The organism is Acinetobacter sp. V91_7 (assembly GCF_031799075.1).
Lineage (GTDB): Bacteria > Pseudomonadota > Gammaproteobacteria > Pseudomonadales > Moraxellaceae > Acinetobacter > Acinetobacter calcoaceticus.
The window spans coordinates 198,324-221,566 of record NZ_JAVQNT010000043.1 but is presented as its reverse complement, the minus strand read 5'-3'; the positions used below and the strand labels follow the sequence as shown (position 1 = coordinate 221,566).

At 36.7% G+C, this 23,243-nt stretch carries 20 protein-coding genes; 12 read left to right on the top strand and 8 right to left on the bottom strand.

What is annotated here, in order from left to right; genetic code table 11:
* The first annotated feature begins 63 nt into the window (after positions 1-63).
* The 3 genes from adeR (at position 64) to RMB03_RS15930 (ending at position 2,558) form a co-directional block, all read left to right on the top strand.
* Positions 64-795, top strand: a complete 732-nt coding sequence (adeR, locus tag RMB03_RS15940) for an efflux system response regulator transcription factor AdeR (protein WP_311076894.1) — start codon at positions 64-66, stop codon at positions 793-795.
* The gene (gene adeS, locus RMB03_RS15935; RefSeq protein ID WP_311076893.1) at positions 785-1,852 is read left to right on the top strand and encodes a two-component sensor histidine kinase AdeS; all 1,068 of its coding nucleotides are present in this window, start codon (positions 785-787) and stop codon (positions 1,850-1,852) included. The genes adeR and adeS overlap by 11 nt, the downstream gene beginning before the upstream one ends.
* A gap of 118 nt (positions 1,853-1,970) precedes the next feature.
* A complete protein-coding gene (locus RMB03_RS15930) occupies positions 1,971-2,558 on the top strand; it encodes a uracil-DNA glycosylase family protein (RefSeq protein ID WP_311076892.1) in 588 nt (195 codons plus the stop codon).
* Positions 2,559-2,575: 17 nt separating this feature from the next.
* Here RMB03_RS15930 and RMB03_RS15925 read toward each other — a convergent pair whose 3' ends face one another.
* Positions 2,576-4,165, bottom strand: a complete 1,590-nt coding sequence (locus RMB03_RS15925) for a phospholipase D family protein (RefSeq protein WP_311076891.1) — start codon at positions 4,163-4,165, stop codon at positions 2,576-2,578.
* 200 nt (positions 4,166-4,365) lie between these two features.
* Here RMB03_RS15925 and RMB03_RS15920 point away from each other — a divergent pair, with 200 nt between their 5' ends.
* The 3 genes from RMB03_RS15920 to RMB03_RS15910 all read left to right on the top strand — a co-directional run bounded on the left by RMB03_RS15920 (position 4,366) and on the right by RMB03_RS15910 (position 6,108).
* Positions 4,366-4,800, top strand: coding sequence for a GFA family protein (locus RMB03_RS15920; protein WP_311076890.1), 435 nt, complete (start codon positions 4,366-4,368; stop codon positions 4,798-4,800).
* 193 nt (positions 4,801-4,993) lie between these two features.
* Positions 4,994-5,449 carry a hypothetical protein gene (locus tag RMB03_RS15915; RefSeq protein WP_311076889.1) on the top strand — a complete coding sequence of 152 codons (456 nt, stop codon included), beginning with the start codon at positions 4,994-4,996 and terminating at the stop codon, positions 5,447-5,449.
* Positions 5,450-5,799: 350 nt separating this feature from the next.
* A complete protein-coding gene (locus RMB03_RS15910) occupies positions 5,800-6,108 on the top strand; it encodes a hypothetical protein (protein WP_311076888.1) in 309 nt (102 codons plus the stop codon).
* Positions 6,109-6,151: 43 nt separating this feature from the next.
* Here RMB03_RS15910 and RMB03_RS15905 read toward each other — a convergent pair whose 3' ends face one another.
* Positions 6,152-7,309 (bottom strand): catalase family protein, encoded by a 1,158-nt coding sequence (locus RMB03_RS15905; protein WP_311076887.1) that lies wholly within the window; start codon positions 7,307-7,309, stop codon positions 6,152-6,154.
* Positions 7,310-7,491: 182 nt separating this feature from the next.
* Between RMB03_RS15905 and RMB03_RS15900 the strand changes: the two genes are divergently transcribed.
* Complete coding sequence (locus RMB03_RS15900) at positions 7,492-9,363, top strand: phage capsid protein (RefSeq protein ID WP_311076886.1); 1,872 nt, start codon at positions 7,492-7,494, stop codon at positions 9,361-9,363.
* A 229-nt stretch (positions 9,364-9,592) separates the two neighbouring features.
* Positions 9,593-10,702: an S-(hydroxymethyl)glutathione dehydrogenase/class III alcohol dehydrogenase gene (locus tag RMB03_RS15895; protein ID WP_003651772.1), complete on the top strand. Its 1,110-nt coding sequence runs from the start codon at positions 9,593-9,595 to the stop codon at positions 10,700-10,702.
* 55 nt (positions 10,703-10,757) lie between these two features.
* Here RMB03_RS15895 and RMB03_RS15890 read toward each other — a convergent pair whose 3' ends face one another.
* From RMB03_RS15890 to RMB03_RS15865, 6 genes are all read right to left on the bottom strand, one after another.
* Positions 10,758-11,726 (bottom strand): DUF4882 family protein, encoded by a 969-nt coding sequence (locus tag RMB03_RS15890; protein ID WP_311076885.1) that lies wholly within the window; start codon positions 11,724-11,726, stop codon positions 10,758-10,760.
* A gap of 112 nt (positions 11,727-11,838) precedes the next feature.
* Positions 11,839-12,849 (bottom strand): fimbrial protein, encoded by a 1,011-nt coding sequence (locus RMB03_RS15885; protein ID WP_311076884.1) that lies wholly within the window; start codon positions 12,847-12,849, stop codon positions 11,839-11,841.
* Complete coding sequence (locus RMB03_RS15880) at positions 12,846-15,407, bottom strand: fimbria/pilus outer membrane usher protein (protein WP_311076883.1); 2,562 nt, start codon at positions 15,405-15,407, stop codon at positions 12,846-12,848. The genes RMB03_RS15885 and RMB03_RS15880 overlap by 4 nt, the downstream gene beginning before the upstream one ends.
* A 58-nt stretch (positions 15,408-15,465) precedes the next feature.
* Positions 15,466-16,197, bottom strand: a complete 732-nt coding sequence (locus RMB03_RS15875; protein ID WP_005040701.1) for a molecular chaperone — start codon at positions 16,195-16,197, stop codon at positions 15,466-15,468.
* 88 nt (positions 16,198-16,285) lie between these two features.
* Complete coding sequence (locus tag RMB03_RS15870) at positions 16,286-16,819, bottom strand: fimbrial protein (RefSeq protein ID WP_003651778.1); 534 nt, start codon at positions 16,817-16,819, stop codon at positions 16,286-16,288.
* 499 nt (positions 16,820-17,318) lie between these two features.
* Entirely contained in the window at positions 17,319-17,609 is a 291-nt protein-coding gene (locus RMB03_RS15865; protein ID WP_281833819.1) for a hypothetical protein, read from the bottom strand.
* A 1,037-nt stretch (positions 17,610-18,646) separates the two neighbouring features.
* Between RMB03_RS15865 and RMB03_RS15860 the strand changes: the two genes are divergently transcribed.
* The 4 genes from RMB03_RS15860 to RMB03_RS15845 are packed head-to-tail and all read left to right on the top strand — an operon-like array spanning position 18,647 to position 23,239.
* Positions 18,647-19,705 (top strand): ABC transporter substrate-binding protein, encoded by a 1,059-nt coding sequence (locus RMB03_RS15860; RefSeq protein WP_311076882.1) that lies wholly within the window; start codon positions 18,647-18,649, stop codon positions 19,703-19,705.
* Positions 19,706-19,719: 14 nt separating this feature from the next.
* A complete protein-coding gene (locus RMB03_RS15855; protein ID WP_231765245.1) occupies positions 19,720-20,430 on the top strand; it encodes a class II aldolase/adducin family protein in 711 nt (236 codons plus the stop codon).
* A 33-nt stretch (positions 20,431-20,463) separates the two neighbouring features.
* Positions 20,464-21,657: an LLM class flavin-dependent oxidoreductase gene (locus RMB03_RS15850; RefSeq protein ID WP_311076881.1), complete on the top strand. Its 1,194-nt coding sequence runs from the start codon at positions 20,464-20,466 to the stop codon at positions 21,655-21,657.
* Positions 21,658-21,667: 10 nt separating this feature from the next.
* Positions 21,668-23,239 carry an ABC transporter substrate-binding protein gene (locus RMB03_RS15845; protein WP_311076880.1) on the top strand — a complete coding sequence of 524 codons (1,572 nt, stop codon included), beginning with the start codon at positions 21,668-21,670 and terminating at the stop codon, positions 23,237-23,239.
* The last annotated feature ends 4 nt before the right edge of the window (positions 23,240-23,243 follow it).

Genomic DNA, 23,243 nt, shown 5'->3' with positions numbered 1-23,243 from the left:
AGTGTGGAGATTTATCAAAAAATACGCGTATGATAAATCAAATTTTTCTCACGTTTTATTCATATGTTCGAGTCAAGCTTTACGTTCAACTGTCAGGATAAGCTTATTCTTGTCGTAGAAGATGAATATGATATTGGCGATATTATTGAACATTATCTTAAGCGCGAAGGCATGCGTGTTGTTCGGGCCATGAATGGTAAGCAGGCGATTGAAATACATGCAACGCAGCCCATTGATCTGGTCATACTCGATATCAAAATGCCCGAATTGAGTGGGTGGGAAGTCCTGAATAAAATTCGGCAAAAAGCAGCTACACCTGTAATTATGCTGACTGCTTTAGATCAAGAAATCGATAAAGTCATGGCTTTACGAATTGGTGCGGATGACTTTGTGGTAAAACCATTTAACCCAAATGAAGTGGTCGCACGTGTACAAGCAGTATTACGACGTACTCAACAAAATCAGCAAACGCCTAACCGGAACTTAATTTATAAAAATATTGAAGTGAATACAGAAATTCATACAGCCTATATTTATTCGGATGACAAACAACAAGCACTTAATTTAACTCTTACTGAGTACAAAATTTTGTTGTTGATGTTGCCTCATCCTCATAAAGTTTTTACCCGCTCTGAACTGATGAATCAGTGCTTACCAGATCGAGATGCATTAGAACGCACGGTCGATAGCCATGTCAGCAAGCTACGAAAGAAAATAGAAGATCTGGGCTTACGCAATATGCTCATTAATGTTCGTGGTGTAGGTTATAGGCTGGACAATCCTCATGAAAAATAAAACGGGAATTAGTAAACAACTTATTATTGCACTGAGCTTTACCAGTCTAAGTGTTACATTGAGTTCGCTCATTTTAGGCTACGGCACCTATTATATTGCAATTGAAGTGGGTCTTATTTCTCTTGAAAAACTCAAAGAAAGTGATGAGTTTTTCCACTATTTAGATGGCATATGGTTATTTGCTGTGCTTCTGTTTGGCACAGCATTATCAATTATTTTAGGTATAAAGCTTGCTCAACGTTTTATTGTGCCTATTAATCTATTAGCAGATGCAGCAAAAAAAATTAGTCATGGGGATTTAACTGCACGAGTAGAAAAACCGACCCACCATTCTTCTGAAATTGCTGAGCTCATGGATAATTTTAATGATATGGCTCAAAAGCTCGAAACCTCAGTTGAAAATGCCCATGTCTGGAATGCTGCAATTGCACATGAGTTACGAACTCCAGTCACTATTTTACAGGGCAGGTTACAGGGGATTATTGATGGTGTTTTTGAAGCAGATCCGATCTTATTTAAGAACTTACTTAATCAAGTTGAAGGTCTGTCAAATCTAGTTGAAGACTTACGAACATTAAGCCTTTTTGAAAACCAGCAGCTTAGGCTTCATCTAGAAACTATTAATTTTAATGAGACAGCACATAAAGTCGTACACATGTTTAAAGAAAAATTAGAAAAAGCTCGGCTTAAAGTCATTTTTGACATTCAAGCATCAGAAGTTAAGTGTGATCAAAGGCGTATAGAACAAGTTTTAATTGCTTTACTTGATAATTCTACCCGATATGCAAATCCGGGGAAGCTACTTGTTTCAACAAGACAAGACCAATCTAACTGGATTCTTGAAATAGAAGATGAAGGGCCTGGCATTTCAGCGGAGCATCGCAAAGATTTATTTAATCCTTTCTTTAGATTAGAACAATCAAGAAATAAAGAGTTAGGCGGTACTGGCTTAGGTCTTTCAGTTGTACAAGCGCTAGTCATTGCCCATAAAGGTCAGGTCGATTATCTCAATCAACATTCACATAGCATTTTTAAAATAAGCATTCCTCAAGAATGATCTCCTTAGTAGCATTCCCTTAACGCTTTAATGAAGAGAAATTGCATTTTTTGACTCGTGATTAACTCGAAAATAGGTTAATTTATTTATAAAATTTTTAAGTAAATACTGATTTTTTATGATAATTGAGATAGAAACCCATCCACTTGAACCATTTTTACCCGAAAATGCCCGTTTACTCATGTTAGGTAGTTTTCCACCACCGCGTAATAAATGGAAGATGGATTTTTACTATCCAAATTTCCAAAATGACATGTGGCGTATTTTCGGTTTAATTTTTTTTCAAGATAAAACCCACTTTTTAAGTGAAAATCAGAAAAATTTTAATGAAGAACGTATTCGAAATTTCTTGATTGAAACAGGTATTGCAATCTTTGACACGGCTTACCAAATTAAGCGATTGAAGGGAAATGCCGCAGATAAATTTCTTGAAATAGTAACGCCAACAGATCTTGCTGTGTTACTTCAGCAGATTCCTCTATGTCAGACCATCATGACTACAGGTGATAAAGCGACTGATACTTTAATTTCTGTTTTACCAGAGCATACTGAAAAACCACTTATAGGAACCTCTACATCAACTCGCTTTGTAGGGCGAGATATTAATTTATACCGCTTACCATCCTCTTCAAGAGCTTATCCATTGGCATTAGAGAAAAAAGCAGAGGCTTATCAAAAATTCTTTAAAGAGATTGGTATCTTATAAATAAAATTGAAGCGCTGTTACATCATCCATTCAACTGGCAAATATGAAACGGCTTTAATCATTGTACGTTGGAAAAGGCTCGTATCTGGGTCTTTTTCATATTCCACGACTTGGCCATTCGATTGATAATCTAACCAAATAATTTTTCCTTCACTATTTAACTTAAGCTGATAAGCAACTTGTGGTAAATGCTGATCAAGCATTACCGAAACTTGAGCCTGTAATTGACTCGACTCAATAACAAGACCCACTTCAGTATTTAAGTAAGTCGAACGCGGATCAAAATTAAATGACCCAATAAATACTTTACCGTCTACATCAAAAAACTTGGCATGTAAACTCGATTTATTTTTGCCTTTTGCCGGAATCACACTTCCAGTCACAACCTCATACCATGTTCTACGTCTACGTTCTAAAAATGGTTTAAACTCAAATAGTTCAACACCACTTTTTAGCATTTCAACTCGATATTGACTATAAAATGCATGCACAATCGCCACGTCATTTGCAGCAAAAGAATTGGTTAAAACCCTGACTTTAACTCCTTGTACTTTTAGCTGTTTTAAATAATACGCGCCTTGTTGTGTAGGAACAAAATAAGCAGAAGCTAATTCTATATGCTGCTTCGGTTCACCCATAATGGCCAGAACTTGTCCATAAAGCATGTCTTGTTTTAAGGCTGTTCCCAAGATTTTTTTGGGTGAGTCCGCAACAAAATACGCTTTTGCCCACTGAATTGGATAGTGCTCAAGAAGTTCTTTTAAATAGCTTTGGGCATCGTAAAGCTTGTCTTCAGTTTGATTATGCTTTTCATTTTCGTGAAGTAATTCTTCATAATGCTGTCTAAGGGATTCCAAATGATGTGCAGAGCAAGTACCCACCAGCTCAACCGCATCTTGACTGAAATCACTTTGCCAGAAATCATTAAAAACAGATTGAGCATGCTGTACTGCATGTCCATAAAATAAAATATCTAAATCAGTAAATTGAAACTTACTGCTTGCGTCGAAATACTCACTGCTAATATTTCTTCCACCTGTTACTGCAATGACGTCATCGGCAATAATTAATTTATTATGCATGCGATGGTTTACTTTTTTAAACCGAAAAATATAGTCTAAAATTCTTAAATATCTAAATTTATATGGATTAAATAATCGAATTTCAAAATTAGGATGGTGGAGAAGGCTTCTGAGAACTCCATCAAGCTTTACTCCATTTTGATCATCGATGAGTAAGCGGATTTTTACGCCACGATCTGCCGCCGTTAACAACTCATGCAGCATTAAGTTTCCAACAAAATCATTGGTCCAAATATAATATTGTAAGTCTATTTTTTCTTTTGCATTTCGAATCAGATACATGCGAGAAGCTATGCTAATAAAGGCATCATCTAATGCCACAAAAGCGGTTAATCCCTGTCTTGTTTTTTCTATAGCCTGTTCATCATTCAACCAATTAACGCTATTAATCACTGTGTCATTCTCATCAGGGTTGTATGTATCTGTATATGAAGGTTTATTTGTGAAGCCCCAAGCATTTAACGCCATACTACTGTACTGCTGATAGAGTTGATTAATCATGTAAGCTTTTAAAGTCGCATCCAAGATAACCACATCTCAGCATTTTTATATTCAATTTATATGTCAAAATTCATATTAAACGGTATAAATGCATTCTGCCAAGCCTCAACGCTAGCAATTCCTTATTTTTATAGGTATTTCTAAGAAAAAATAGCCTTTTAAAAATATAAAGTTAAATTTAACCGTTTTAAACCTAATGCTATATTCAATATTATTTTTTAAGGATGCTCGAGATGAGTCATGTGGGTTCTTGTCTATGTCATGAAGTCAAATTTTCAATTACCAACGAGATAGAGACTATCTATCACTGCCACTGTAGTCTTTGCCGAAAGCAATCGGGAACGGGATCAAATGCGGCCACTTTGGTCGGCAAAGACAAATTTAAATGGTTATCAGGTTTAGAACTTATTCGTACTTATAAAAAGGAAACAGGTTTCACATCTTCATTTTGTAGTAAATGTGGATCGCCAGTACCCAACCTAGTTGGAAATACACATTTTATGTGGATACCATTAGGCTTATTAGATAAAGACATTCTTGTGCTAAAAAAACTTAATTTTTGCGTGTTTTCAAAGTCAAACTGGTCAAACACAATAGAGGCAGATGAATCTTATAACCAGCTTCCAAGTTTAGATGAGCTAAACATATTTTTTGATTAGAATAAATTTTGCTATAAAAATGAGATTTAGTTTGCGTTATCTTTAATTTTTACGGATGGTTATGCTTACGATTTTCACAAAAATACATTAATTACAATTAGAAGCATAACAATTACATTGGAAAACATAATATCTATCATACTTCCTTAAAAGGCTGAGTGAGTAGCTCGACAATAAAAGGGAGAAAATAGAGATGCCACAATATTTAATCATCGCTGAGAATGTGTACAAAAAGATTGAGGACAAAAATTTATTTTCAGAAAGCTCAGCAGAGACCTTAAATCATTTGGTTGGTGTAATTCGTAAGGAAATTAAAGGAACCAAGTTTAAACTTAAATATAATTTTATAGATTTTGATGAGTGCTTAACCAAGCCGTTAGAAGACTGTGCGATTAAGTTGGATGTGAGCCTCATGCCCAACCATAAAAATAAAGATGAATATATTCTTTGGCTTGCAGGTTTTATTGAAAGAATTACAACAGGAGGAGAGGCCAAGCTTCCCCCGATCTCACAATTTATCCCTCCAGATTTTAAGTTTAGCTATGAAGAACTTCCTAAAGTGTCATCATCTACAGGTGATGATGGAGAGATGATTATTAATTATTTTAAATCAGATGCCTTTACTAAAATTATAAAAGAAGAAAAATAAGTTAAAAAAAATATAGAAGTGATCGTCCACTACACTTCTATATATCGCTGTAAATTCAGCAACCGCCTTCTGGGGCGGTTTTTTAATAGCGATTTTTAAAATGTTCAATATTTAAAATAATATAGAGCTTTTAAAATATAAATTTTTAGCTGGCTGCTAAAATACCTACCAATTTAATCTGAATAAAATTTAAACCAGATCACTTTATTAAAACAATAAATAGTTATTATATTCATAATTTATCAATTAAAATTAAAAAATAGCAACAATCTTAATAAAAATTAAAAATTTATTTTTACAACTACAATCTTATACTTATATTATTATAAACAATTAATAAGGAGATAAAAATGCCAAAATACTTATTATTAGCAGAGAAAATTAATAAAAATATTAAAAATAAACATTCAAAAAATTACTTTAAAAACTTAAATAATTTAATTATAGAAATTCAAAAAGCCATTTCAGGCACAGAATTAAAATTTTTATATAACTTTGTGAACTTCGAAGGTACTGTTGTTAGCGTGCAAATTGAATTACTCATTCAAGTAGATATGAGCTTGATTCCAAAACATAAAAATGAAGATGACTTTATTTTATGGCTGGCAGATTTCATTGATCGAATCACCATAGACACCAGTAAAGAAGTCATTAAATAAGTAAGGTTCTCCTTTAAATGCTAAGCCGAGACGGGCAACGTTCTTAAGGTTCTTGTCTAGACGCTGAATTCATATCATGTCGAATCCTGCTTATATTTTCATAAATGACTTTACGCATTCGATTTACTGCACCTAATGGCTTATGTGCAGGTAAGGCATGCCACGGCGTAAAAGACAGATTTTCACAAAACTTATTTTGCTCGGGCGTATCAAAATTCTGCTTTGGAATATGAATAGTCGCTACTTGATAAAAAGGAGCTGCTTTCTCATCCCATTCTGTCATCGAGTCTTCTACTAACATTTGACTTGAAGTTCGTGGCTGAATAAGGAACTCCATACAGGCATCTGTTTGCTGTAAAGTATTTTTTAAAGCTTCTCTTAAAAAATCATGACTAGGATTTTTAGGTAGATTATTTGCTGTCACTGAGCAAGCACGTACTGAATATTTAACCGCTTGTCGATCATTACCCAGGCCTAACTGATAGGGAACCATAGACCAGTAACGCGCATAGAGTGGATTTGCAATTTGTGAATTACGTGCGCCGAGTGCATTCATGGTTCCTTTAAAACCTAATGCAAACGGAATATGAAGTTTTCTAATCATATTGTGGCTATTCACATCATGCATAGAAGAAAGGTATCGTTTAGCATCATTCGCAAAAAAGACAGGGTGATTAATCATAATAAAATCTTGGGTAGTTGCTTGCTTTTCACTTTCTAAAATTTTCTCTCCAGCTACACCTAAAAGTTTTATCGCTATGCCACGTGCATCTTTGTCAATGTCAGCACTAGAGGCGTCATTAGAAGCATTGGAAAAGCGAATCCATGTTTGATAACTTTGGTCTGGTATAAAAACGCCTTTAGCGAACTGAGCAGGTATATTTTTTGAGACATGAAATTCAGCTCGAACACATCCATGTGCTTTAGGATGGGCATCACGTAAAGCATTTCCCGGCGTATATTGTTCACGAATTGACTTTTCAATGGCTTGAGCTATGTTCTGGGCTACCACTTCCTCATTAGGCTGTAACTTTTCCCCTAAAACGGTATCAACTTCGGGATAAACGATACTTTCTGAAGATGTCTTTATTGGTATGGTTCTTTGGGAATGTAAAGTTTCACTACAACCTGTTAGTGCAAACACAAGAGGAGTAAATACAAACAATGCCTTAAAATGTATAGGCTGCATAAAATTTGACATTTATTATCTCCTCAGCGCAAAAATATTTTAGGACAATATTAAGTGTTCTTGTTTAAGTTTATTTTGAGCTTTATAAAAATATTAACTGTAAATAATTTAAACGTCATTGTTACTTATCTGAACAATAAAAAAGGAATTATTATTTAATATAAATCTTCTTAATACATTAAGAGAATGACGACATGATAACTAATCGACAAAATGTGCAAAATAATTCTAATTCATCACCTCATCCAATCATTCAAAATACACTTATTGATCGATTTAGCCCTATTTATTGGAGAATAGACGGCCCGCAAACGATGTCTTTTGCCATTACTAATTATGGAAATGGTTTTGAAGCATCTTTTAGATCACGCATGGCAAATGATTTGGTAGGAATTACGTGGGACTCTTATGACTCTAAAGATCATAAATTTTTAGCTTATGAAACCAAATACAGCTATGCAGGGGTAATTTGGGACTTCGATATTGAATTGTCGGCTTCTATGCCTGTACTTAACAATGCGAGTTTAACACCGACTTTAACGGTGTACTATAATGAGAATGGCATAGATAAAATTGCATATGTCGTCTTGTTTAACTACGCAAATAATCCTTCATCTCGTACGGCGCATATCCATATTAACTGGGATACGGTAAAAGCTGGTTTTTCTGCGACAGATAGCTTTCCCGTCACCAATATTCAGCGAATTTCATTTTCTGGTTTTACCAGCCAATATAATGGCCAATCAGCTACACCTTTAAGTCAGCCCCAAGATGGTTATATTCGACTGACCAACTCAGTTGTCATAGGAACAAATGCAAAGTTAAATTTGAGCCGTGTTGTTGTACCTCAGCACAATTATGGTATCTGTACCAGCTATGACGACCATTACGATTTAAACCCGCAGCGCCTAGTCAACAATATGGTCACTTTGGGATATCAAGGTTTGGTTAACCATTATTGTGGAATGTCGCATTACCCTGAAATGAAATGGAAAAGCGATATTAATAAATGGCAAATACCTGATACGTTGGTGACGGGCGAAGCTGTTGTTAACTCATGTACCCGTAAATGGCATGAGAAATATGCTCAGGCTTTGCATAACGCCAGTATGCAGCCTATCTTTGGGGTCAGCTTTGAAATGTATTCCTTGGGGGCCAATGAGTATTGGGCACAGCGTGACTGGAATAGCAATTTGGGTAAAACAGGCTACCAACCACCGAGCTATTTTTTTAGTTTAAGTGACCAAAATGCTTTGGCATATCTACATAAAGTCTTTATTGAGTTTGCAGATGCAATGGTTGTCGGGGGATGTGATGTAAACATGCAGATTGGTGAACCTTGGTGGTGGTACAACACTGACACGAATCTACCATGTGTGTATGACTATCCAACAAAACTGGCTTTTAATGCAGATACAGGTTTATATGCACCAGATTTAGGTACAATTTATGAGGCCATGAATAAAACAGGAACTCCTTATGATGAGTTTAAAACATGGCTTAGAAATAAATTAGGACAAACCTGTCAAAACATTCGTACCGCTATCAAAGCAAAATATTCAACAGCCAAAGTTAGCCCACTTATTTTCTTTCCTTCGATTCAATCGCCAATTCAGACACTAGCAACTTATATTAACTATCCAAGCACGCACTATTCATATCCTAATTTTGATTACATGATGACAGAAGCTTATGATTGGCTTTTAGAAGCTCGCTTAGACTTGGCACATCAGGCAGTTTCTCAAATACCTATACAGGGTCTGGGCTATCCTGCAAATAAAGTCGTTTATTTATCAGGATTTGTTCCTGATGCATCTATTGCCTATATTTATGGCTTTGATAAAACCAAACCATATCGAACACCGATCTGGCAACGGATTTTTGGTGACATGAAAAATAATGTTTCTCTTGGGTTGATGAAGCAATTTATCTGGGCATATCCACAAGTCATGTTTGATTCGATTACGATCGATACCACTCAAGCCCCAAATGGCTTCTTTGTTGAAAATACGCTTTATTCGCCAATTAGTGATAACACACCATATCCACCAGATATTTACCTATAAGTAAACATAAACCGTTTATAAGATAAGTGATTTGATAGAAAACCTCTTCAAGTAAGAGGTTTTCTTCTTTTTGAAACATAGGCTTGCTTAGACGTACCTGACTGGCTATGCTGTGATGGATTGTCATGAAAGCCAATTTTAATTTAAGCAAAATTAATCTCTTGTATTACTGTTACATAATCTATTTTGCTCGACTATAAATACCGAATGATTTAAAGGAAACCCAAAGATGAAATCTCGTGCAGCTGTCGCCTTTGCCCCAGGAAAACCTTTAGAAATTGTTGAAGTTGATGTTGCACCACCTCAAGCGGGTGAAGTTTTAATAAAAATTACCCATACAGGGGTATGTCATACCGATGCTTTCACTCTATCAGGCGATGACCCAGAAGGTGTTTTCCCTGCAATTTTAGGTCATGAAGGGGCCGGTGTTGTGGTTGAAGTCGGTGAGGGCGTAACGAGCGTTCAACCGGGTGATCATGTTATTCCACTTTATACCGCTGAATGTAAAGAATGCTTGTTCTGTAAATCTGGAAAAACCAACTTGTGTGTTGCAGTACGTGCAACACAAGGTAAAGGTGTAATGCCAGATGGAACCACACGTTTTTCATATAATGGCGAACCGATTTACCACTACATGGGGTGTTCAACTTTTAGTGAATATACAGTAGTTGCTGAAGTGTCTTTAGCTAAAATCAATCCTGAAGCTAATCACGAGCAAGTTTGTTTACTTGGATGTGGCGTAACTACAGGTATTGGTGCCGTACATAACACAGCGAAAGTACAAGAAGGTGATTCTGTTGCTGTATTTGGCCTAGGCGGTATTGGTTTGGCTGTTGTACAAGGTGCACGTCAAGCCAAAGCAGGACAAATTATTGTGGTAGATACAAACCCAGATAAATTTGAACTTGCTAAGCAGTTTGGTGCTACAGATTTCTTAAACCCTAAAGATTACGATAAACCAATTCAGCAAGTGATTGTAGAAATGACAGGCTGGGGTGTAGATCATTCATTTGAATGTATTGGTAACGTCAATGTTATGCGTTCAGCTTTAGAGTGTGCACATCGCGGTTGGGGACAATCAGTCATTATTGGTGTTGCTGGTGCAGGTCAAGAAATTTCGACTCGTCCATTCCAGTTGGTTACAGGCCGTAAATGGTTAGGTACCGCTTTTGGTGGTGTTAAAGGCCGTTCGCAACTTCCAAAAATGGTCGAAGATGCCATGAAAGGTGAAATCCAACTTGAACCTTTTGTGACTCATACCATGCCTTTACAAGACATTAATACGGCTTTTGATTTAATGCATGAAGGTAAATCAATTCGTACCGTCATTCATTTCTAAATAAAAGAAAAAGGGCTGTGATTCAGCCCTTTTTTACCACTTATAGTTTTATATCTTAAATGGCATTACCGCACATGTCAGTTGTACCCTGAGGGTAGCTAAACTGTAGCGCATTACGGTCAGTGATAAGCTCATTAAACAATTCTTGTCCAAATAATTGATTAGAATATACTGATATACTGCTTGCTACAAAAAAACTTATATTTTCAAGAGGCGCAGGTAAAGAAGATTGATAACCTTGATCAACACCATTAAAAATGAAACCGACTTGTCTAGTATTCTGATTAATATATATTCCTAAACGTTGGTATTCCTGTGTATTATTTGTCATGTTTTGACTCTTGTAGTAGGAGTGATCAGGTCCACTATTATCGCTAACTCGATAAGCCACTGAATAACTTAATCTAGGAGGGTTTTCACCAAAATCTGGATCATAAGTTCCCATTTCAAACCCATAGCTTGATCTAACTGAATAACCGTTATTTGTTACGCCAGTAAAATAAATACTAGACATATAAGCATTGTTTTCAAAACCTGAGTTAACAAGCGTTATTGTTGGAATTTTAAACTCCATTTCAAATGCAATAATACCTGTGTGAGGTAATGTTAAATCTCCAATGTCATTAGACGAATTAAGACTCGCTTTACTTCTAGCTACATAATCTATGTAGCCATACTCACTTTCCGGCCTAGGCTCTACTTTTAGACTAAATTTTTGACCTGTTATCGATGGAAATATACTCAGAGGAACATATCCAGGATTTTCATTACTCCAAACATCATAGTCTTGTTGTTTGGCATCAAAATTGTATTGACAGACAGGGGCAGAATTAAGGGAATTCGTTTGAGCTAATAACATCTGTAGTGCTAATTTTTCATTCTTTACAGATGATGAACTGCTTTTAGATGCGACTTTTCTGTTAGCTTCATTACGCGATCCGGTACTCGTATTGTCAGAAGATACTTCATACATTGCCCAACATAATGTAATAGCGCTAACAGCAATTATGCCTATTTTTTTCATAAATATTCCTATTAAGTTAAGTATTAAGTTTTTAGAAAGTAGCGATAAAATAAAATTTATTATTAATACTTAAGTGTATGAAATTATTATATTTAAAAACTATTGAATATGATTAATCATATTCAATAGTTACAGTAGCCATTGCACGCACTTTACCAGCTGTCACATTTGCTGCTGTTTGATAGTAGCGGGCAGTCATTGGTACGTTATATTGAATTGTCTGGTTAGATGACAAAGTACCTAAAGCGAGCTTATCGCCTTTCTTGATGACTTGATTTTTATTTTGATAGTTCCAAAGTAATTGTACGCCCACACCATTGGCTTTTTCAGATGCAGCAGCTGTATTTGTTAAAACCTGATTGTTTGTTCCGTCTTGGGTAAAGTCGTAAGTTAAACTAATGAGGTTTTTCTCTTCGTAGCCAGTAGGGTTGATACCACCATTACATAAGATATTCATATCAAAGGTTTGTTCGCCTTGAGTAGAACCAACGCCTTTGAAACCTGCTTTTGTTACTGTTGGAAGCTGTACAACTTTATTGATATTACCTTGAATTTCACATGAAGATGACGCAATGGTAATTGCATTAGCATCAACAGTACTTGTTAAGAAAGGTTGATTAGGAAAGCCACGGACATAATAGCTACTATATCTACCTGGTACTAACGTTCCAGAACCTGTTTGTGGAGCAATCTTAATGATTTCCACTACAAAATAACCAGCCCCCAAATAACGGGTACCTGATATTCCACCACGTTCATATGGGTAATAACCCGAGAAATTGGCATTATTCTCAGCTTCACGGTATAGACGAATACCAATACCTGGAATATTAGTCGTATAAATGCTATTGCCCAAAGAGCTTAAAGGGTACCCTTGGGTTAATGCAGCAATTACTGTGTCTCTGCTATCACAAGAACGTGCTTCTGTAGAAGTACGATCAATAGGGAAAGTTGCCTTTCTTAAAATTGCACCGACTTGATCACTAGGGCGTACAACAACACGTCCTACGGCCATCCGAACATCATTTGCTACATAGTTATATATGCGGCACGCAGCATTAGCTTCGCCATACACACCAAGACCAGCAGTAAATAAGAAACCTGTTAATAATATTCTTTTCATTTGCAGACAGCCTCAGTCATTACCATGCTTTGTTGCTTATTTTGCAACTGATTACTGATGTTGTACTCAACCGAACAACGCTCATTGCTTTCATCGCCCCATTTAACATAAAGACGATCTTGAGCAAGTGGGGTACGTAAGTAAATCATACTACCTTGCGCAACAATACCTACAGCTTCATCTTTCTGATTAAAGACTTGAGCTGCAAACGGTAAACTGTTGCCTTCAGCAGTTTTACTATTAATATAAACTGCATAACCAGTCTTAGTTGCAAAATCTACTTTAGCAATTGCGCCAGCAAAAGGTGCAATACGCTGACTCGTTTCTTCAAGTTCTACTTGGCTCGACATCTCTTGTGGGTCAAGGGTAATGTCATTAAGACGGTAAGGAGTAACATAAGGAACTACCGCATAACCAGCCTTATTCACGCTTAAACCAACGGCATTATTAACTTTTGCTCCAGCTGCATCAGGTGCATGCACAAGTACCATCGTTTGGCCTTGTTCAGGTCCAAATAAAATACCTTCTGAGTGTGCAACCACACTACCACTTAAGCTAACCATTGCTTGTTGGTAAGAATCAGCCACACTATAAGAACCACCAACAGTTGCATAGTTAGTACGATAACGACCATTTGCGTTAAATGATGGATTTGCATAGTCCTGATGCGATACTGAGGCACCATAACTAAAGCGATCACCAACCATTCCGCTTGCACCAACAGTACGGTTATCTTCAGAAGCAGTGACATTGACGTTGACTGAGTTCTTCTTAAAGTTAATTGGGAATGAAAGCGTCATTAAATATTCAGTATCATGCGACGTATCATTTGAACCGTACTCAACCTTACGGTTAATCGCAGATAAACCATAAGTCAAGCCATGGTAGTTATTGCTATAACCAATTTGGTACTGTTTAGTACTTTCGCTACGGTTCCAGTAGTCAACCCACGAACCCACTACATAGAAATTACCCCAACCTTCAGGAAGACCTTGGTTTAAAGTAATTTGGAATTCACTGCGCTGATGACCAGCAGCAGCATAGGTATTTACACCTTTTTCTTCTAAATCGCGAATAAGTAGAGCATCTCGCAATTTATAGAAGTTTTCTGTTGAGTAACGATATGCAGCAAGGGTTAAGTTTGTGTTGGTTGGAGTAATTAACTTACTATAACTTAAACGGAAACTTTGCCCAGATTGTGATGACTGCTTTTCAAAGTCAGCCTCAGAGTGGGTAACATCTAACGCAACAGCACCAATTGGTGTAGCAAAAGCAGCACCTAATAACACAGCGGCATAGTTTTCCGTTGCTTGGATGCCTGTATAACCTGTTAGATAGTTGTTAATCCCTTGCTGGTATTTACCTTGAACAACCCAAGGATTAATATCAATGTCTTGATCGCGGAACTGACCCACAGTTAAAGAGTAACGGTTTACACCCGGACGCAACATTTGTACAACTGAAGCATACGGAACCGAGAATTTTTGTATTTGGCCATTTGCTTCAATAATAGAAACTTCAATCTCACCACCAAAACCAGTAGGGTAAAGGTCGTTAATTTCAAAGTTACCTGGCGCAACAGTTGTTTGATAGATAAGTTGGCCTTGTTGACGAACTTCAACTTTTGCATTGGTTTTTGCATTACCACGAATACGAGGGGCATAGCCCAACATACTATTTGGTAACATTCGATCATCACTTGAGAAATCAATACCACGATAACCAATAGAGTCAAATACTTCGCCGTTTGTAAAACTATCACCTAGCGTTAAAACACCGCGGTATTTAGGAAAGGCTCTTTGTAAATATGTACTTGTTTCTTGATAATCAGATTTAGATTGATTTTCAGCAGGGGTATCTTGCCATTGCCACTGGCCATTATGACGTAATTGCCAACCTGCTACATTTAGTCCAGCAGTCACGCCCATAAATGCGTTTGTTGTTTCGCTTTGATCACTAGACTGAGTAAATGTTTTGTAGGCACTACCGTTATATGATAGAAAAGCAGCATTAATCCCGCGATCCCATAAACTTGGGTCGACATAGCCTTGCGCATTTTTTTGCAAAGCAACTTGTGGAATCGAGATATCTACACGTAACCGAGAGTTATCAAACTCATAAAATGCATTTTCAACCCACTCTTCAATTTTATAACAACTATTATTTTCTTTTTGAAGGGTAGTATGCTTCGACAAAACGTCTTGTTTAACGCCGTACTCAAGGAGGTTCATTCCTGTAAAGCAAGTTACAGCATTTTTATTAGGGTCTAATGCTTTAAAGACCATGCGACGTTTACCAAACCATTGACCATTTACATATAAGTCAACGTTATATTCACCCGGTAAAACAGGGTTGCCGTATTTAAAACGAGAAATATCGACTTTTTGTGCATCCCCAATTAAAAAAGCAGAATCGAATTCAGCCTCTACGGGAGCACTCGTAGCTGTTTCTTCAGCATGCACGAATACAGGCATTGTCATTGTAACAACACCAGAAGCCAAGTAGTAACAAATATGGCGTTTTAATAATTTATAAGATTCTTGCCTTTTTTTTGGCATAGCTAAGTCCGCCTACACATATAGGTGCTTAAATTTATTAAAAAGATAAATCTGATTACTAAAGTTTTATTGGGTGTTCAATTCGACCACCGTAGTCATTGACATTAATAAAACTCATATCTTGAAGATTGCCATTTTTAAGCTGAACTGACGCTTCAGAAAAAGGCTTAATCATTAGACCTTGAGGTAGTAAATCAACTTTTTTATCACCTGCCTTTTGGTAAACAGAAGTCAGTGTGATATGAAAAGGGGTAGGATTTTTTACCGTTAAATTTTGACCAGATTTAATCCATTGAAGCTTATCTGATGCTAAATTCGCATCTTCTTTAATCGATGAAGGACGATAGAAGAATTTAATTCTTGAACGAATAGCAAGTTGCAGGAAATTATCAGGTGTCGTATCTTCACTTTTTGAAGTAGGTCTAGGTGGAATATCTAAAATATTCAACCATAAAACCGTTTCTTGCTTCTGATTTAATTGAGAAGCATTTGGCAAAGCGGTAATACGAAGTGTCTGACTTTTCGTTGCTTCAACACGAGAAATTGGAGGAGCAATCATAAAAGGAACTTTTGATTGGTCCGGTGTACTTTTTGGGTCACCTTCGTCAATCCAAGCTTGGACAAGTGCTGGCTTTGAACCGTTATTGCTAACTTGTAGCGTAACTTCTCTAGCATCCGACGGATAAATTACACGGGTGCCATGAATTACAATTTCTGCTTGAGTAGCAGGTGCGACAACCGCTGAAGCAAATGCTAAACCTAACAAAAAATTATAACTGTTCAATTTCATTTTTCGAGTTCTCAACCAAGAAAGATTCGGGAAGGTGTTACACAAAACAGGGCTTCCATGCGAACATAGAAACCCCGCTATCAATTAATTATTGATAGATAATTGTGTATTGAACAGAAGTAGTTACTTTACCAGCAGTAGAAGCGCCAGTTGCATAGTATTCAGCATAGTAGTTAAGGTCAGCACTTGCGCCTTCAGCTACGTCAACCCATTGAGAGTTAGCTTGAGCACCATTTGCACCCGCAGCAAGTACTGGGATGAAGTTGTTGTTGTTACCTAAAAGTTGAACGTTAACGTTTTTAGCACCAGTAGCGTCTTGGTTAAGTAAACGACCAGTATTAAAGTCAACAGTTGCACCTGGTTCGAAGTAAGTAGCTACTTTACCTTGTGAACAGTTAGCTAAGTTGATTTGGAAAGGAGTACGACCAGCAACATCCCCAGCAACAGCTAAAGTTTGTTTAGAAACAGTTGGAAGAGTAACTGTGAAGTCTTTACCAGCTGGGGTAACGATGTCACAAGTTTTGTCTGTAACTAAACCATTAATTGTAATTGTACCATCAGCAGCTTGAGCATTCGCAATCCCTACAACCGAAAGAGCAGCGATCAAAGCAAGTTTTTTCATAGTGTTTTCTCAAAAGTCTGGATAAAAGTTTATTTCCTTACTTTTCCAGTGTTTGACATCTTGAAAAGTAATGCGGCGATCTTAACACTTATCAAACAAAATGCAAACTAGATCACATTATTTTTTCATAATTTTAATTGAATCACGCTATATATTTGGCGTACAGAGCGAGAAATAACAGCTTATATAGCTGTTTATAAAAGTTTTTTTATTTTATAAAAAAGAGATACGACGGAAAAAAGCAAGTTACATAAGAACACTATGTAAATAGAAAAGAATTGAACAATTTATGTGAAAAATAAGCTTAAATTCTTAGAATACAATTATATAGAATAAATTATGCATATGTATACAGAAAAAACATACAAATAGTCATTTTTTATAGAAAAAGAGTGACTCATCCGTTAAATCATCAAAATGTGCGATGAATTTGACAAATCACTCTTTGATCACACTCATTGTAGGAATAGCCTCAAATGCTATACATACCTACAATAAGTTAATGATAGTTGATAAGCACGACTTTGTGATTAGAACCTATACTTTCAATGCTAGTGTCCATTTTCTCAGTATGTTGAGCTAAGTTAGAAAGACTATTTTTGTTTAAATATTCACTATCAAGTTTAATATTTAAATTATTTACCTCAACACATTCTATCTCGCTATGTTCTGTTGAACATGTATCTTCAACAATATTTCCTCTTATCATTATTGTGTTATTTGCATAACAAAATAATGGGGAAGTGGAAAGCACCATTAGAATAAGAAGTTTAAAAATATTATTTTTCATTTTATATACCTATTTATAAAATAGTTTATATATATTTGATACAATATTTTTAATTTAAAAACAATAATTAAGTTTAATCTAATAAAAATTATTAATTTTCACGTGACATAAATCACATTAATTGTTTTAAATAATGTAATAGTTAAAATTTCTTAACCCATATTAATAAATATAATGACTATAATCCTTTGAAAATTATTCTCTTTAAATTAAACTATTGATATTTATATTTATTTAATAAATTTAGCTCAATATATCAACAAAATAAAATTAAAAAACCAAATGATATATAATTAAATATTTAATAAATATGTAATTTATTTTTTTGTGATCCTAATTTTTATATTGCAAGATAATTATAGAGAAATAAGATTCTAATTTTATTTAAAATGTGATTTACTTAACCTTTTATTTATAAATAAAAAATAAATTCACTTTATTTATTGAAGACAATTACTATACTGCCAATAAGTTGAACTTCATCACATATTTTAAATATATTGAGGTATAAAAGATAATTTTAGTTTTTCAAGCTTTTTAAAAGTTCCTGTTACAATTTAAACGTGTACGATCTTTTCAAGATCAAATTATATAAAGTAGAAATATGAGTTAGATCAAAGCATAGTAATATTTAAACTTGATGAAAATCACTGTTTAATTGAATTTTATAAATCTTATTTGATTGCTGAAAACTTTATTCTAGAAAAAAATATTTTAAGAAAGCGACTAGAGCATTATCTATAACATTTAATGCTGTACGTACCATCTCTAGACTCAGCTCTACTCCAGCAATAAATACTCAACTTGCAAACAGAACGAGTTCTAGGGCGGCTGATTGCATCATTCTGCATTTTTATAAGTTATGTCTGTCGGAGGTAAGTGTTGATAAAACAACACTGGCATTGAAAAATGATGAAATATAAACATTTCCAACTCCAATGTTTTTACATAAATTATTGAAAATAAAAAACAAATTAAATTGGCATAAAAGCTGCTCAATGTGACTGATGAAAGTGGAATTATCCTAAGGAATCCGTATGTCACTTGTAGTAGATAAAAAAGAAAATTCTAAAGAATTTGTAAAAAACATCCTGTCTGAAATTTGGGTTACTCGATGTCCTGTACCCACAGCAACAGGTATTTCCTTAAAGCGCGGCACTCTGGTTAAAAAATTTGAAAAGCACCGCATTGATGTCGCTGTCTTGCAAGATGCGCGTAAGGGTTTGTCGGTTCATCATTTTGATCATCAATTACCCGCGTTGTTCAGAGAAGGTGGAAATGTACCTGCATTAGCTGCACGCTCTGAAGGAGCACCCAGCCGACTCATTGGATTGACTTGGATTGATGAGTGGCAAGTGATTATTGTTCGACCTGATTCAAACATTAGCCAGCCAGAACACCTAAAAAATGTGAAAGTGGCTTTACCGGAATATGCTGACAAACGTGCCGGAAGTATTTTTAGAGCCATGTCCTTACAAGGTATTCGGGGTGCGTTACAACTTGCCAATCTCACCTTCCGAGATGTCAATTTTATTGAAGTACCTGAGCGTGCGGGGCCTAAAGAGAATCGGGATGCGAGTACATATTGGTCTGGCCTTGATGCATTAATCACAGGTGAAGTTGACGCCGTTTATGTAAAAGGAGCTTCTGCTGTTGAAGCTGCAACTAAACGCGGTCTAAAAGTGGGTATTGATTTAGATAAATTTGAAGATGTGACTTCTCGTGTAAATAACGGAACACCTCGTCCAATCACAGTCCATGAAGATTTATTAGAAGATCACTTTGATGTCGTGGTCGATTTTCTTGAAGAGCTATTTGATACGGCGGATTGGGCACAAGATCATTTAGATGAAGTCTTGGTCATCCTTGAAGATGAAACCATTGCAGGGGCAGAGAGTGTTGCGACAGCCTATCGAAATAATTTTCATAAGTCTTTACATCCATCATTAAGTGAAGAGCGTTTAGAACTTTTAAGACAACAAAAAGATTTCCTTTGGTTGCATGGCTTTTTAGAGCGAGATGTCGATATTGATACATGGGTTGATCATCGTCCTTTGCTCGAAGTTTTAAAGCGCCGTCACAATAAAAATTTTTAAAGAGGATTTTGATCATGACTACTCTTATTCAAACCCCACTGTCTCGTGAACTCAATGAATTTATCGAATTGAACCGAGAAAAAGCTGAATTTGCTTTTGAAGTATTCCGTGAAACAGGAACAATCACAGCAAATGGAACAGTCAATTTTGTTGAACGTGGGCCGGAAAATACCTTAGTCACTTTTAACTATGCAGGGCCTTGGTCTAAAGATAAAAAAAGCAAAGTACTTGTGGAGACAATTGATGGTGAAGTTTTATTGGGAAGAAAAAGTGCGGGTGGGCGCTATAACAAGCTTTTTAAAGAGCATGCAGATGTCACCACAATATCTCATGTACACGCGCCGAATTTAGGGGCTTGGGCGCAAACCCATCGTACTTTACCGATCCGTTATGTGCCTGTTCAGCGCTTCCATTTATTTAAAGAGCTGCCGATTTACATTGACCGCCGTCAGGCAGAAGTCGATTTCATTTTAGATCAACTCAAAATTGATATTGAGTATCGAGCCATCTTAGAAGCCAACGGTGGTGCAACCGTATGGGGTCGTCAAGGTCTACAGGAAACAGCTGAATTTATCTTGTTGCTAGAAGAAGGGGCTCAAATTCAGCTTCTCGCAGAGTTAGTCGGTGGTAGCCGAGAATACGGGCAAGGGGTTTTGCATCAGCAATGGAAAATGAGCGGTTTGACTGAAAAAGCAAAATCTCTTGGATTGCTCCCCCTCAATTAGATAAAGATTTAAAAAATAAAGATCGAGAATATTATGGCTGTAAAACTTTTATGGTATCTCACGTCTCCAGATGGGCCATATCCTTGGTTGGAATCTGGGCGTTGGGATACCGATTATGAACACTTGCAACAGATTGCGATTACCGCAGATCGACTTGGTTTTTACGGTTCACTCATGGGTACCAGCGAGTATGAAACACTTTCTGTTGCTGCAAGTTTAATTCCATTTACTGAACGTTTAAAGTTTCTGGTTGCCCAACATCCCGGAGAAGTCCAGCCAGCAGTCTTGGCAAAATATGCGCAAACTTTTGACGCATTTTCTAAAGGGCGTTTGCTATTTAACGTAGTGAATGGAAATGATAAGGGTTTAGCAGCTTTAGGTATTCACTATACTCATGATGAGCGTTATGACTTTAGCAAAGAATACTGGACTGCATTTCAGAAAAACTATTTAGGTGATACATCTGGGTTTGAAGGGGAGTTTATTCAAATTGCCCCACGCTTAGAAGGTGGATCTCCAATGTCAAAATGGCGTGGCCCCACTCAAGAACAGGGTGTTCCTTTGTGGGGAGCTGGAACTTCTGCGAAAGGCGTTCAGCATTCTGTTGAATTACTGGATGTGTATTTAAGTTTTGCGAATACGCCGCCATTACTTGGAGAAAAGTTTAACAAGGTTGCGGTTGAGGCTGCAAAAATTGGCCGAACTTTAGAATTTGGCACTCGATTACAAATTATTGTGCGGGAAACAGAAGAAGAAGCTTGGCAATATGCTCAGTCGTTACTTGACAAAATTGATGTAAATTATGCAATCGAAGCTGTTAAACGACAGCTTCCTCCAAATGAAACTTTTGAGAGTTATCAAAGTAACAATCCATCTATTCAAAAGAACTTAGAACAATTACGTCGAGGTATTTTGCCTCAAGCTAAAGATTTTGAAATTTATCCTAATATTTGGACTGGCCCATCTTTATTTGGTTTCGATATTTTAAACCCAGCCGCAGGGACAGCCTTAGTGGGAAGTGCTGAAAATATTGCCAAACGAATTAAAGAATACGAAAGCTATGGCGTATCAGCCTTTATCTTGTCTGGTTTTCCTTTAATTGGAGAAGCCTATCGGGTAGCAGATTTATTGTTCCCATTATTGGAACTCGTTCATGGTTTTGAGTTACCTAAGCTCAATAAAAATTCATCCATTGATTCCCTTTTGAATCAAGAAGTCGTGGTTTAAGGGAGAAGGCATGAATAAAATTACACGTAGAGAACTGATTAAACAGACTGGATTAGGTGTTGGCGCTTTTGCTGCAATTAGCCTTATCGGGTGCTCTAAACCAGATTCATCGTCTGAGAGTGCTACTGCTGGTATAGCCCAAAATGATACGCCGAAAAAAGGTGGCGTTATCAAAATTGGGGTGATCAATGGTAATCAAGCTGGCAATTTAGATGCACATAAACCTATTGGTATGTCCAGTGCGTTCAGAGGTTGGCCTTTGTATGCAAAATTATGGGAATGGGGCAGAGATATTCAGCCAAAACTCGCACTTGCTGAATTTGCTGAACCAAATAATGACGGAACGAAATGGACCATTCGCCTAAAAAAAGGGCTTGAATTTCACCACGGTAAAACCATTACTGCCGATGACGTTATTTTTTCTTTACGTCGTTTGACTGACCCCAAGCTCGCTTCTCCATTTGCAGCCTATCTTTATTCTTTGCAACGAGATGCAATTAAAAAGCGCGATGAATACACGGTTGAAATTCCTTTTTCTCAAGGAAAAGGATTGGTTGCTTTACCTGAAGCATGGATGAGCTGGGGTGGCATTGTTCCTACAGATTATGACCCAGTTAAAAATGTCGTGGGGGCTGGACCCTTTAAGCTTGAAAGTTTTACACCGGGTCAGCGTTCACGCTTTGTTCGTTTTGAAAACTACTGGAAAGAAAACCAGCCTTACGCCGATGCAATAGAAATCATTGATTTTAAAGATCAGACGGGGCGTCTTGCTGCCTTGCAATCAGGCCAAATTGATATTGCGTCTGGTGTAAGTGCGGAGCACATTGCTTTAATTCAAGCCAATAAACGACTAAATCTGGTTTCATCTGAAACAGATGCTTGGCAATCATTTGATATGAATACGTCTAAAGCACCGTTCAATGACCCACGAGTGCGACAAGCTATTCGACTAATCGCCAATAGAGATGATTTGGTGAAACGCGCTTTGGCTGGTCAAGGGCGAGTTGCAAATGACCTTTATTCGTTTAGTGATCCTGTATATGACCATAGCATTGCTCAGCGCAAGCAAGATTTAAATAAAGCAAAAGCTTTACTCAAAGAAGCTGGTTTTAATAACAATTTGACAGTCGATTTATATACAGGCCCAGATAGCAATGCGGCATTGGTTTTTGCTCAGCATGCTGCTCAGGCTGGAGTCATCGTTAATGTTAAACAGGTTGAAGCTGCTACCTTTGCTGATGCTGTAAAACAAGATTGGGCATTTAGTACCGGTTCGAACGTTTCACGTCCTTTCTTATTAACAGTCTTGCAAATTGATGGGCCAGGTGCGGCAAATAATAAAACTCGTTTTAAGAATGAGCGCTTTACAGAACTAGTGCATGCGGCATTGCAACAACCCGATTTGGAAAAACGCAAAGTTCTTGTTCATGAAGCACAGCATATTCAGCATGAGCAAGGTGGTTTACTCATTTGGGGCTTTAATAATGTACTTGATGCACATTCGAGCCAAATTGGTGGTGTAACGCCAGATCGTACTGGCTTCGCTGCGTGGCGTACAGATGAATTCTGGCGTAGAGGGTAACCGA